Origin of the sequence: Moraxella canis, from assembly GCF_034424565.1 — a bacterium.
Taxonomy (GTDB): Bacteria; Pseudomonadota; Gammaproteobacteria; order Pseudomonadales; family Moraxellaceae; genus Moraxella; species Moraxella canis.
Genome location: NZ_CP139961.1, coordinates 1176930 through 1189822, shown reverse-complemented (window position 1 = coordinate 1189822; position 12893 = coordinate 1176930). Strand labels below are relative to the sequence as shown.

The window sequence follows — 12893 nt, the reverse complement described above, 5'->3', positions numbered from 1 at the left end:
CATGCGTTATCAATCCAATCGCCCAAAGCGGCAATTTTTGGCTGGGGTAGCCTGCCCAGCTTGTAAAACAATGGATGTCATCGTCCAAATCCAAGTATTTGAGCCTGACTATGATGAGTACATCGAATGCATCGAGTGTGGGCACCATGAGCGCCGCCCCACGCCTGATGAGACCGCCATCATCCAAGCTCAAAATGCCAAAGCCGATGGTGTGGGCGTGGTGAAGTTTAAATAGTTTTCAACCCTAAAAACATCCCAGCCTTAAAAACTGGGATGTTTAATCAATTTTGGATGTTTAATAAGTTAATAGTCATAGCATAGAAAGGAGGCTGTTATGCTAAGCAAAGTATCAATCATTGGGTTTTTTATCACTGTTAACCATCGCTTGCACTGATACAAGCGCCGCCAAAACCAATAGTGACCCTAACGCAATTTCTGGATCATCAAATATTTCTTATAACAAACAAAATTTCAATTCGCTAGACCCGGAAGATGATCCAAAAATGGTTGGTACAAATGTGCTTGGCTTTAAAATGCAAGATTCAACTTTTGAATCCGTTAAGAAACGTCTTCCAAACTACCAATTTAATGAACATCATCACTCTTATGCTGACGGGTATATCTTAGAAAATGACGGATCTGGTTTTGAATTAGAAGGGTTAAGCCATACACAATTTGGCTTTGATAGCGATCAAAAATTGGTCTATGTATTTATGCAAATTCATGAAGCTGATCATTTAAATCACACAACTTACAATAAAATTGTTTCTTATATTAAGAAGAATAACTACAAAATTATTCGCACAATCGATCCTTTTGTTGGCGATCGAAAAACCGAATTTCAGACACCTAATAATGAAATTATTGTTGTGGAATCGCCGCACATGGGTAATTTTAATGTTTATGTTGAATATTATACAAAGGAATTTGGTAGAATGCGTCAAGAGGCGCAACAACTCGAAAACACTCACCAAAGCCAGACAGAAGCCAAAAATTTCTAAACTAAAAAACCGAGCCACATAGCTCGGTTTTTTATTGATCATAATTACTTACGCTTCTTACGCTGAATCGCATGGATCGCACGACCATCAGCAGACAATGCCGCTTCATGAACCGCTTCAGACACGGTTGGGTGTGCAAATGTCATCAGCTGCAGATCTTCGATACTCGAAACAAATTCCATCGCGATCATGCCTTGGTGGACGATGTCGCCTGCACCAACACAGACTGCGTGCATACCAAGCAAGCGATCAGTCTTGGCATCAGCCACTACCTTGATCAGACCCACGCCTTCGCCCTGCGCTAGCGCACGACCATTGGCTGACAGGCTGAACGAACCAGTTTTCACCTCATAACCTTGCTCGGTGGCTGCCTGCTCAGTCAGACCCACCCATGCAATCTCTGGATGAGTATAGATAACACTGATGATGGTGTCATAATTGACTTGAGCTTTTTCGCCATGAATACGCTCAACAGCCATCATGCCTTCTTCCATGGCTTTATGAGCAAGCATAGGACCACGCACTAAGTCGCCGATGGCATACACGCCGTCTAGATTGGTTTTGCATTGATCATCGACCGCTACCAAGCCACGCTCAGTCAGCTCAATACCACATCCTTCTGCCAACAATTTTTCGCTATAAGCACGGCGACCCACACAAACGATCAACTTATCAAAGGTATCTGTTTGGGTTTCGCCTTTGACATCAGTAGTCACTACCACTTCACCATTGACCACTTCGGCATTGGTCACTTTGGTATCTACACGGATATCTAAGCCTTGTTTTTTAAGCAGTTTGGCTGCTTCTTTTGAGATGTCTTTATCAGCTGCTGCCAAGAACTCTGGCAAGGCTTCATAAACGACAACTTCTGCACCCAATCGACGCCATACCGAACCAAGCTCAAGACCGATCACACCAGCGCCGATCACGCCCAGACGCTTTGGCACTTCGCTGAATTCTAGTGCGCCTGTTGAATCGACGATGTATTCGCCATCAGTCTTGGCAACAGGGATTTCGATAGGCACAGAGCCTGCCGCTAGGATGACATATTTGGCAGTAATGGTGGCTTCATCACCTTCAAGCGGTGTGAATTTGACTTGCTTTTCGGCGCCTTTACCATCAACCAATGTGCCTAAGCCTTGTAGCCAATCCACACCGTTACCCTTCAAAAGACCTGCCACGCCTTGGGTCAGACCTTTGACAATGCTGTCTTTACGCTCAAGCATTTTGGCGATGTCGATATCCACTTCACCTGTAGTAATACCATGATCAGCCAATTCATGCTTAGTAGCTTCGTAGCGATGCGAGCTGTCAAGCAATGCCTTTGATGGGATACAACCAACGTTCAAACAAGTACCGCCAAGCGCAGGCTCACCTTTGTGCACACGCTTTTCGATACAGGCAACGCTAAACCCCAATTGAGCGCCGCGAATTGCTGCTTCATAGCCACCTGGACCACCGCCAATTACAACCAAATCATACGAATTTTTCATCATCTTCTCTTTTTTCTAAATTTCTAAATTTTAAAAACGCGCAAAGAATTGTCAGAGCTCATCCAACAATCCTTTGCAAAAACCATTTATGAAACCTTATAGGTCAAGTAGTAGCATTGCTGGATCTTCGATCAATTCCTTAATTGTCACTAGGAATTGAACCGCTTCTTTACCATCGATCAAGCGGTGGTCATAAGACAGCGCCACATACATCATCGGTAGGATAACCACTTCGCCATCAACTGCCATTGGGCGCTCATTGATTGCGTGCATACCTAAGATAGCTGTTTGTGGTGGGTTAATGATCGGCGTTGAAAGCAATGAGCCGAATACGCCACCATTAGTGATGGTAAATGTGCCGCCTGTCATCTCTTCGATGCTCAGCTTACCTTCGCGAGCTTTGGTCGCATAATCACGGATGCCAGCTTCAACATCTGCCATGCTCATACGGTCCGTATCACGCAGCACTGGAACAACCAAGCCACGATCTGATGATACTGCCACACCCACATCATAATAACCATGATAAATGATGTCGCTGCCATCAATCGATGCGTTCACTGCTGGGAAGCGTTTCAAGGCTTCGGTAGCTGCTTTAACAAATAATGACATGAAGCCAAGTTTTACGCCATGACGTTTTTCAAAACGATCTTTGTACTTAGCACGCAAGTCCATCAAAGGCTTCATATTAACTTCGTTAAACGTTGTTAACATGGCAGTTTCTTGAGTGGCTGACAAAAGACGCTCAGCGATACGCTTACGCAGACGAGTCATTGGCTCGCGTTTTTCGATGCGCTGCCCAACAGCTGTGGCGATAACTTGACCATTATCAGATTTTAAGGTTGGATTGACCATGTCAGACTTGGTCACACGGCCACCACGACCTGAACCTTGCACGTCGGCAGGGTTGACACCTGTTTCTTTAGCAGCTTTGCGAACTGCTGGGCTTTGATCTTTATATTCAGCTTCTGATGCTGATGCTGCTGACTCATCTTTTGGCTGCACTGGTGCTGCTACTGATGCTGGATCGACAGTGGTATTGCCATCAGCATTATCTTCACTTGCCACATGCGCTTCGCCTGCTGGCGCAGCTGCACCTGCCTCAAAAATCGCAACCACTTCCGCCGACAATACGGTATCATCAACATTCTTAACAATGCTGGTAATCACGCCATCATCTGGCGCTACGATTTCAAGAACCACTTTGTCAGTTTCAACTTCAGCCAAAAGTTGGTCACGGCTAACGGCTTCACCTTCAGCAACATGCCATTCAACGATCGTGCCATCTTGGACTGATTCTGGAAATACGGGGGCTTTAATTTCAGCCATAATAAACTCCTTCAAGTTTATAAATCAAAAATGTGTTATTTTAAAATACGAAATGGTATTAGCCAAAACGCGCGCAGCACTTTGGCTAATGAATATTACTTCAAGGCTTCAACTGTCACGCCCAATGCTTCAGCAATTAAAGCTTTTTGTTGTTCGGCGTGCAGTTTTGGTGAGCCTGTCGCAGGTGCAGCGGCGGCAGGACGCGCCGAAGGTGGAATGATTTTTGCCTTCGTCGGTGCAGGTACCACCATGCGGAACAGCTCAGGCGCCAAGTAATACCAAGCACCTTGATTCAGCGGCTCTTCTTGCGCCCACATGATTTCTTCTAGGTTTGGATACTTATCAATCTCAGCCAAAATACGCTCTTCAGGCAGCGGATACAGCTGTTCAATACGAACGATGGCAATGTGCTCTTGACCCAGTTTGCGACGCTGATCAAGCAGATCATAATATACTTTACCACCACAAAGCACCAAGCGAGTGACTTTCTCATTGTTAATTGAGTCAATCTCAGGCAAGACAGTTTCAAATTTGCCTGATGCCAATTCTTCTAAATTAGAAGTCGCAAGCGGATGTCTGAGCAAGCTCTTAGGCGACATCACGATCAATGGCTTACGGATTGGGCGTACGACCTGACGGCGCAGCGCATGGAAGATTTGGGCAGGTGTCGTTGGTGTGATCACTTGCATATTATCTTCAGCACACAGCTGTAAGAAACGCTCTAAACGTGCTGATGAGTGCTCAGGACCTTGACCCTCAAACCCATGTGGCAATAACATCGTCAAACCACAGACACGCTGCCATTTGGTTTCGCCAGATGAAATAAACTGATCGATCACCACCTGCGCACCGTTCACGAAGTCGCCAAACTGCGCTTCCCAAATGATCAGTGCATTCGGTACGGTGGTGGCATAGCCATATTCAAAGGCAAGTACGGCTTCTTCTGATAGCAGTGAGTTATAAGTAGCAAAGCGAGCTTGGTCTTCGGTGATGTGCTGCAAGGGGATATACATGCTGCCATCATTCATGTTATATAGCTCAGAATGACGATGCGAGAATGTACCACGCCCTACGTCCTCACCAGTGATACGCACCAATGAGCCTTCAGCGGCGAGACTGGCATAAGCCAAAGTCTCAGCAGCACCCCAGTTCAGCGGCTCTTCGCCAGTCTGCATCGCCAAACGCTGCTCAACAACTTTCGCCACTTGACGCTGTAGAGTAAATCCTTCAGGGATTTTTGCCATCGCACGACCATAGGATTTGAGCTTTTCGATATCGACACCCGTTTCCCAGTCGTCTTCTAGATCGTGACCCAAATAAGGCTTCCAATCAACGAACAGCTCAGTATTCGGCTCACTGACCAAACCGCCGGCAACAAACTCGCCACGATCAAGTGATTCACGGTAATCATCTTCAAACTGAGCGCCCTGCTCATGGGTGATGATGCCTTCTTGAACCAACTGCTCGACATATTGAGTACGTGTGGTCGGTAGTTTTTTGATAACCGCATACATTAGTGGCTGTGTGGCAGATGGCTCATCAGATTCGTTATGACCATTACGGCGATAGCAGAAAATATCAAGCATGACATCTTTGCCAAATTCACGGCGATAATCAACAGCCAATTGAGAAGCAAATACTACCGCTTCAGGATCGTCGCCATTGACGTGCAAAATTGGCGCATGAACCATCTTGGCGACATCAGTACAATATTCTGTCGAGCGCGCATCTTCAATACGAGAAGTGGTAAAGCCGACTTGGTTATTGATGACAATATGAACCGTGCCACCAGTCTTATAGGCGCGTGTTTGAGACATCTGGAAAGTCTCTTGGTTCACACCTTGACCTGCCAGTGCAGCATCTCCATGCACCACTAGAGGTAGCACAGTGCTGTTATCAATTTCTAAGCCGTATTTTTCAGAACGGCGTGCTTGACGTGCGCGCACCGAACCTTGAAGTACTGGAGAGACGATCTCAAGATGCGACGGGTTAAATGCCAATGCCAAGTGCATCTCACCGCCTGGTGTCATCACGTTTGAAGAAAAGCCGTTGTGATATTTGACGTCCCCTGAGCCATTGACAGGCTGAACCTTGCCATCAAACTCATCAAACAAATCACCTGGGTTTTTGCCCAAAATGTTCACCAATAGGTTCAAGCGTCCGCGGTGCGCCATGCCGATAACGACTTCTTTTGAGCCTTGACCGCCCGCGCGCTGTACGATTTCATGAACCGCAGGAATGAAGCTTTCGCCGCCTTCTAGACCGAATCGCTTAACGCCTGTGTACTTACGCGCTAAGTATTTTTCTAAACCTTCAGCAGCTGTCAGACGCTCTAAGATTTCTAATTTTTTGTCTTTGCTAAATTTGATGTGACCGTGATTTGATTCGATATAATTTTCGATCCAACGCTTTTCAGCCGCTTTAAATACGTGCATGTATTCATAGCCGATACTTTGACAATAGACGCGCTCTAAGATCTCGATGATTTCACGAAGCTTTGCTTCAGATTTACCGATTGCTAGATCATTGGTTGGAAATACGGTGTCTAAATCTGACTCCGAAAGTCCGTGGAATTCCAAAGTCAAATCTTCAACTTCTGGACGTGGATGCAGTCCCAAGGGATCAAGATTCGCCTTACGGTGACCGCGGCGGCGATAGGCAGAAATCAAGGCTTGAACTGCCATTTGTTTCGGGTTGCAATCGCTTGATGGACCTGCTTGGCCCGCAGCTGCCTGATTGCGCGCCAACAATAAAAACTGCTCTTTGATCGCATTGTGCGGCGCATCAGTGTCTTGGCGATAAGTTTCAAAGTACTTTTGCCACTCCTCGCTCACGCTTTGGCTGTCTGCCATATATTGTTCATACAGCGCTTCGACATAGGCTGCACTGTCTGCTGCCAACTCGGTGTTTGAAAAAGCCACCGTATCTTTACTGTTTGTCATTCGTCTTTCGCCATTTTATTAGTAAAAGTTGGGTCTGCCATGTCGTCGATTATTATCGACGGCGACGGCTGTCAATTCGCATCAAAAATTGACGCATACTCCCGTATAGTGTACGCCATTTGGTTAAAGATAACAAGGGCGAGATGCCGCGTTGGGGCATAATTATCTTAGTAAAGATACAAATGAATCTTGCGCTTTTGTGTCAGAAAACAAAACCCTTATTTTTCGTGGTACAAATGTGCTCTATTATAGTTTTTTGGCATAATTTATTATAAAATTTGATATAGTTACCGATCCCTTCTTTACTTAATTTACGCAACGCATCTTGCCAATCATTCACCTGATTTTTTATATCTGTGCTTTGACAGACCAAATATCATTCAGCTGCATCATCTACCGCGCTTACCGCATCGGTGAATACACTGATTTATCAAACAACGGCTCAAGGCGTGCGCCTAAAAGTGGCAATGACATTGATTTGACCACCGTTTATATAATTACTATTTTGGCATATAAAAAGCCGCACCCAATCAGTGATCAGATGCGGCAGTCAGATCAAGCGCTCAATTAGCCTGCTTGATCCAATAGCATATTACGGATATGACCGATTGCCTTAGTTGGGTTTAGACCTTTAGGGCAGACGCTCACACAGTTCATGATACCACGGCAGCGGAATAAGCTAAATGGGTCATCTAAGCGTGCTAGGCGTGCTTGAGTATCGGTATCACGGCTATCAATGATAAAGCGATAGCCGTTCAATAGCGCCGAAGGACCCAAGAATTTTTCAGGGTTCCACCAAAATGATGGGCACGAAGTTGAGCAGCACGCACAAAGAATACACTCATAAAGACCGTTCATTTTTTCGCGCTCTTCAGGAGACTGAAGACGCTCTTTTGGTGGCGCAGGCTGATTGTTGATCAAGTATGGATGTACTTTTTCGTATTGCTCATAAAATTGGTTCATGTCCACAACCAAGTCTTTGATCACAGGCAAGCCTGGCAATGGGCGAATGGTAATTTTGTTTGGCAAAGTGTTCATGTTGATCAAGCACGCCAAGCCATTTTTACCATTAATGTTCATACCATCAGAACCACAGATACCCTCACGGCATGAGCGACGGAAAGTCAGTGTTTCATCTTGGCGCTTTAGGCGAAGTAGCACATCTAGCAACATACGATCAGAATCAAGCAGCTCTACTTCGTATGACTGCATATAAGGGGCTTTATCTTTGTCTGGGTCGTAGCGATAGATCTCTACGATACGGGTGCCTCGACTCATTATTTTTCTCCAGTAATTGTTGGTTGGGTTGGCAACACGCCAACCCGCCTAATTAGGCTAATCTATTAGAAAGTACGAACGCGTGGTACGCAATATTCAACCGTCAGTGGCTGCTTGCGAACTGGCTTATACACCACTTTATTGCCTTCTGAATACCAAAGCGTGTGCTTCATCCATTCGCTGTCGTTACGACCCAGTGGCGCTGGCTCATAATCTGCTGGATGTTCATAATCAACAACCATGTGCGCACCGCGGCACTCGTGACGAAGTGAAGCAGAGATCATTGTCGCTTTTGCCACTTCGTATAAGTTGGCGACTTCTAGCGCTTCGATACGCGCGGTATTAAACACTTGTGATTTATCCGCCAAGTGGATTTGGTTGATTTTTGGCTCAAGTGCCAAAATACGCTCAACACCTTTATCCATGAGCTCTTGGGTACGGAATACACCAGCGTGATCTTGCATGATTTGACGAATTTCATCGCCAATTTCTTGCGCATTGTAGCCTTCGGTTGAGTCTTGTAGTTTATTTAGGCGAGACATGGTAAAGTCTAGCACGCGTGGGTTCAACGGCTTGTAGCTGTGGTCTGCTTGCGCAAAATCATCAATGATATGCTGACCTGCTGCGCGACCAAACACAACCAAGTCAAGCAGCGAGTTTGTGCCCAAACGGTTAGCGCCATGCACAGAGACGCACGCACATTCACCGATAGCATAAAGACCTTTGATGATACGACCTTCGGTATATAAACCTTGCTCATCAACTGGACCTTCTAGATTTGGTACAGTGACTTGACCGTGGATGTTGGTTGGGATACCGCCCATCATATAGTGAATGGTAGGCACAACCGGTACTGGCTCTTTGGTGATGTCTACGTTACCGAAGTTTTTACTGATTTCAAAAACTGACGGCAAGCGCTTCATCAAAGTTGCAGCGCCTAAGTGCGTCATGTCCATGACGATATAGTCGCCATTTGGACCGCAGCCGCGACCTTCTTTGATTTCTTGGTCCATAGAGCGAGACACAAAGTCACGCGGTGCCAAATCTTTAAGCGTCGGGGCGTAGCGCTCCATAAAGGCTTCGCCATGCTTATTACGCAAAATCGCACCTTCACCACGGCAGCCTTCGGTCAATAGAACGCCTGCACCTGCTACGCCAGTTGGGTGGAATTGCCAAAACTCCATGTCCTGCAAAGGAATGCCAGCGCGTACCGCCATGCCCAAGCCATCACCTGTATTGATATAGGCGTTGGTAGATGCTTTGAAGATACGACCTGCACCGCCAGTTGCCAAGACGGTTGTGCGTGCTTGGAATACTGAGATATTGCCTGTTTCTTGTTCTAAAGCGATGACACCGTTGATGTTGCCTTCGTCATCTTTGATCAAGTCAAGCGCAATCCATTCAACAAAAAATTGTGTGCCTTTTTCAAGGTTTTTTTGGTACAGCGTGTGTAGTAGCGCATGACCTGTACGGTCAGCAGCGGCACACGCACGTGGCACGGCTTTTTCGCCGTAGTTTGAGCTGTGACCACCGAACGGACGCTGATAAATTGTACCATCTGCGTTACGGTCAAATGGCATACCCATGTGCTCAAGCTCATAGACGACTTTTGGTGCTTCGCGGCACATGTATTCGATGGCGTCTTGGTCGCCAAGCCAGTCAGAACCTTTTACGGTGTCATAAAAGTGAAAATGCCAGTTATCGTTGCTCATATTACCCAATGACGCACCGATACCACCTTGAGCAGCAACGGTGTGCGAGCGCGTTGGGAATACTTTGGTGATGACAGCGACTTTCATACCGCCATTGACCAATTGCAAAGATGCGCGCATGCCTGAGCCGCCACCGCCAACGATGACTGCGTCAAAGTTTAGCGTTGGGATATTATTAATTGTGTTATCTTGGTTTGTTGCCATGTTAGTTCCTAATTATTTCACTTGGTGTTCATGCTGTGGGTGGCTGATGCCACAAATTTTGGTCAATTACCAAAAAATCATCACACCCCAGAATAGATATACCAAAATAGCGATAATCACCAAAGATTGGATGACCAAACGCAGACCTGATGACTTGACATAGTCAGTCAATACGGTCCACATGCCTACCCAAGCGTGGAATACCAATGATAAAATCGCCACCAAGCTAAATAGCTTCATTGGTAGGCTTAGCATAAAGCCTTGCCATGTTTCAAAATTGACATCATTGAATAGGAAAAAACCTACCACAACAACGCTATAAACCGCCAAAACAACAGCACTGATGCGCTGCAAAATCCAATCACGTGAGCCTGAACCAGTTAAGCCAGTCGCACTTTTAATACTAGAATTATTTCTCATTAGAACATCACCCATACAAACGATGCGACAATCAGCACAGCCGCGATTACAAAGCTAATCACCGCAGCGGTACGCCCAGAGTTGAGCTCTTCATTCATACCAGCGTCAGCAAGTAGATGCTTTACACCCATCACAAAGTGGTATCCGGTCGCTGCGACAAAGATCCACGCCACAAAACGTAGCGCCATATTATCAAATACAGCCGCAAAACCTTCAGCTGACGACAAAGAAGTCTGAAGAATATACAGCATCACCGGCACGAGCACAAAAAGGACGATACCAGAGATACGATGCAAAATAGAAGCCATAGCGATCGGTGACTTTGAGTTCACAGCGATGACTTGGCTTAACGGTAGGTTAATCGGTCGGTTGCTTTTCACAGCGGGCATCCTTATCTAATTTAAGCCGAAAAATGGCAAGGAGTAGCTGGCCGGCTTGTCAGTACCCTTGGGCGGTCAATATCTATCAATCAAGCGCCGCCCAATGAATACTCACGACTCATACAGTGATGAGGTCAGCGAGCACCACAAAAAAAATTGCAAAATTTCATCACGATAGGCACTGATCAAATCTTTTGCGCGCTGCCAAACTGAACAACCGCTCAATTTTTTGATAACTGTCATTGATTATCGTTTAGAAAAATGCACACATAAATAACATAAATTATAAAACGCTTGTTCAATAATTACAAACAAAATCCTAAACTTTGTGTAAAATTTCCGAAATTTCTCCAAAAAATACCCCCACAAATGCGTGAATTAATTGTTACAAACAGTGTCAGGCTTTGAAAACTGCTTGCCAAGCAAGCTGATTGCCCCTAAAATCAAAGTTGAGCCAGTGGGTGGATGTTCACTAAATTTTGCTATTGATGTGAAAAAGGCTTGTAACTTTGTCAAAGTTTTTGTATTATCCAAAAGGCTCACTGTTGAGCGTGTCTGTGCGCAGATGCGAATGTATAACAAAACAAGGATGCCGCACGATTTAGGCTGAAGGCTTAGCCAATTCGTGTGAAATTATTCGTCTGATTGTATGGTGCATCGCTGGCACCCACAAGGAAGTATGGTGACTGTTGTCATGTGCAATACAAGGTTTTCAGACGTTCTTTAACCCCAAATGAGGTCAATTATGTCAAAGAAAGTTACTCTTACCGTTGACGGTACTGAATACGAAATGCCAGTGCTGGAGAGCACTTTGGGTCGTCCAGTATTGGACATCAGCGCCGTTGCCAAAGCAGGTTTATGGACTTATGATCCTGGCTTTATGGCGACTGCGCCAGTAGAATCTGCCATTACTTATATTGATGGTGAAAAAGGCGAGCTTTTGCATCGCGGCTATGCCATTGACGACTTGGCTTCAAATGCTGAATACTTAGAAGTCTGCTATGCTCTACTTTATGGCGAGCTACCAACCGCTGAGCAAAAAGAAGCTTTCTATGAGCGTGTTTCTGATCATATGTCAATTCATGATCAATTGCGCAAATTCTTCGAAGGCTTTCGCCGTGACGCTCACCCAATGGCAATCATGGTTGGCGTGGTGGGTGCGCTGTCAGCATTCTATCACAACCACCTAGATATCTCTGATCCTCAGCACCGTGATAATACTGCTGTTGATTTGATCGCAAAAGTACCTACTCTAGCTGCCATGAGCTACAAATACTCAATCGGCGAACCGTTCATGTACCCACGTAAAGATTTCAGCTGCGCTGAAAACTTCCTATACATGATGTTTGCAACACCAGGCGAGCCAGATTATAAAGTCGATCCTGTGCTAGTCAAAGCGATGGATAAGATCTTCACACTTCACGCTGATCACGAACAAAACGCCTCAACCTCTACTGTACGTCTGGCTGGCTCAACAGGTGCCAACCCATACGCATGTATCGCAGCAGGTATCGTCGCTCTTTGGGGTCCATCACACGGCGGCGCTAACGAAGCTGTTCTTGAGATGCTTGACGAAATCGGCTCTGTTGAGCATGTCGAAGAGTTCATGGAGAAGGTTAAGCGTAAAGAAGTTAAATTGATGGGCTTTGGTCACCGCGTCTATCGTAACTTCGATCCACGTGCCAAGGTCATGAAAGAAACTTGTGATGAAGTTCTAGGCGCTTTGGGCATCAATGATCCTAAACTAGAGCTTGCGATGAAGCTTGAGAAGATCGCTCTAGAAGATCCGTATTTTGTTGAGCGTAAGCTATATCCAAACGTTGACTTCTACTCAGGCATCATCCTAAAAGCAATCGGTATCCCAACGTCAATGTTTACCGTCATCTTTGCTTTGGCGCGTACTGCTGGCTGGATCAGCCACTGGACAGAGATGCACTCAGAGCCATTCAAAATCGGTCGTCCACGTCAGCGCTACACTGGCGAGACGCATCGTGAGTTCGTACCTGTGGACAAACGTAAATAATCCGCTTCATACGGATTTACTATAAAAATTTCCCCAAGTGATCGCTTGGGGAAATTTTTTGTGTTATAGATGTCACCATCCCTAGCACCATACTGACCAAATCGCCAGAGT

The 12893-nt window shown here is 45.8% G+C and carries 10 protein-coding genes; 3 read left to right on the top strand and 7 right to left on the bottom strand.

What is annotated here, in order from left to right; all coding sequences use genetic code 11:
- Position 1 precedes the first annotated feature (1 nt).
- Together U0021_RS05345 and U0021_RS05340 are read left to right on the top strand one after the other, a co-directional pair.
- On the top strand, positions 2-235 hold the full coding sequence (locus tag U0021_RS05345) for a YheV family putative metal-binding protein (RefSeq protein ID WP_078255884.1): 234 nt from the start codon (positions 2-4) through the stop codon (positions 233-235).
- A 121-nt stretch (positions 236-356) separates the two neighbouring features.
- Positions 357-1001 carry a hypothetical protein gene (locus tag U0021_RS05340; RefSeq protein WP_114800350.1) on the top strand — a complete coding sequence of 215 codons (645 nt, stop codon included), beginning with the start codon at positions 357-359 and terminating at the stop codon, positions 999-1001.
- A gap of 44 nt (positions 1002-1045) precedes the next feature.
- Here U0021_RS05340 and lpdA read toward each other — a convergent pair whose 3' ends face one another.
- The 7 genes from lpdA to sdhC all read right to left on the bottom strand — a co-directional run bounded on the left by lpdA (position 1046) and on the right by sdhC (position 10768).
- On the bottom strand, positions 1046-2494 hold the full coding sequence (lpdA, locus tag U0021_RS05335; RefSeq protein WP_078255885.1) for a dihydrolipoyl dehydrogenase: 1449 nt from the start codon (positions 2492-2494) through the stop codon (positions 1046-1048).
- A 96-nt stretch (positions 2495-2590) separates the two neighbouring features.
- Complete coding sequence (gene odhB, locus U0021_RS05330) at positions 2591-3823, bottom strand: 2-oxoglutarate dehydrogenase complex dihydrolipoyllysine-residue succinyltransferase (protein WP_049238065.1); 1233 nt, start codon at positions 3821-3823, stop codon at positions 2591-2593.
- Positions 3824-3918: 95 nt separating this feature from the next.
- Positions 3919-6765, bottom strand: coding sequence for a 2-oxoglutarate dehydrogenase E1 component (locus U0021_RS05325; protein ID WP_049238063.1), 2847 nt, complete (start codon positions 6763-6765; stop codon positions 3919-3921).
- Between the two features lie 567 nt (positions 6766-7332).
- Entirely contained in the window at positions 7333-8043 is a 711-nt protein-coding gene (locus U0021_RS05320; RefSeq protein WP_078255890.1) for a succinate dehydrogenase iron-sulfur subunit, read from the bottom strand.
- 65 nt (positions 8044-8108) lie between these two features.
- Positions 8109-9959, bottom strand: coding sequence for a succinate dehydrogenase flavoprotein subunit (sdhA, locus tag U0021_RS05315; RefSeq protein ID WP_114800348.1), 1851 nt, complete (start codon positions 9957-9959; stop codon positions 8109-8111).
- Between the two features lie 66 nt (positions 9960-10025).
- A complete protein-coding gene (gene sdhD / locus U0021_RS05310) occupies positions 10026-10361 on the bottom strand; it encodes a succinate dehydrogenase, hydrophobic membrane anchor protein (protein WP_192831320.1) in 336 nt (111 codons plus the stop codon).
- A gap of 17 nt (positions 10362-10378) precedes the next feature.
- Positions 10379-10768, bottom strand: coding sequence for a succinate dehydrogenase, cytochrome b556 subunit (sdhC, locus tag U0021_RS05305; RefSeq protein WP_078255892.1), 390 nt, complete (start codon positions 10766-10768; stop codon positions 10379-10381).
- Positions 10769-11492: 724 nt separating this feature from the next.
- Here sdhC and gltA point away from each other — a divergent pair.
- Positions 11493-12782 (top strand): citrate synthase, encoded by a 1290-nt coding sequence (gene gltA, locus U0021_RS05300; protein WP_114800346.1) that lies wholly within the window; start codon positions 11493-11495, stop codon positions 12780-12782.
- The last annotated feature ends 111 nt before the right edge of the window (positions 12783-12893 follow it).

Excerpts from the sequence above, each read along its gene's own strand:
- odhB (WP_049238065.1), bottom strand. The coding sequence starts at position 3,823 with ATGGCTGAAATTAAAGCCCCCGTATTTCCAGAATCAGTCCAAGATGGC.
- U0021_RS05325 (WP_049238063.1), bottom strand. The coding sequence starts at position 6,765 with ATGACAAACAGTAAAGATACGGTGGCTTTTTCAAACACCGAGTTGGCA.
- lpdA (WP_078255885.1), bottom strand. The coding sequence starts at position 2,494 with ATGAAAAATTCGTATGATTTGGTTGTAATTGGCGGTGGTCCAGGTGGC.
- sdhC (WP_078255892.1), bottom strand. The coding sequence starts at position 10,768 with ATGCCCGCTGTGAAAAGCAACCGACCGATTAACCTACCGTTAAGCCAA.
- U0021_RS05320 (WP_078255890.1), bottom strand. The coding sequence starts at position 8,043 with ATGAGTCGAGGCACCCGTATCGTAGAGATCTATCGCTACGACCCAGAC.
- sdhA (WP_114800348.1), bottom strand. The coding sequence starts at position 9,959 with ATGGCAACAAACCAAGATAACACAATTAATAATATCCCAACGCTAAAC.
- gltA (WP_114800346.1), top strand. The coding sequence starts at position 11,493 with ATGAGGTCAATTATGTCAAAGAAAGTTACTCTTACCGTTGACGGTACT.
- U0021_RS05345 (WP_078255884.1), top strand. The coding sequence starts at position 2 with ATGCGTTATCAATCCAATCGCCCAAAGCGGCAATTTTTGGCTGGGGTA.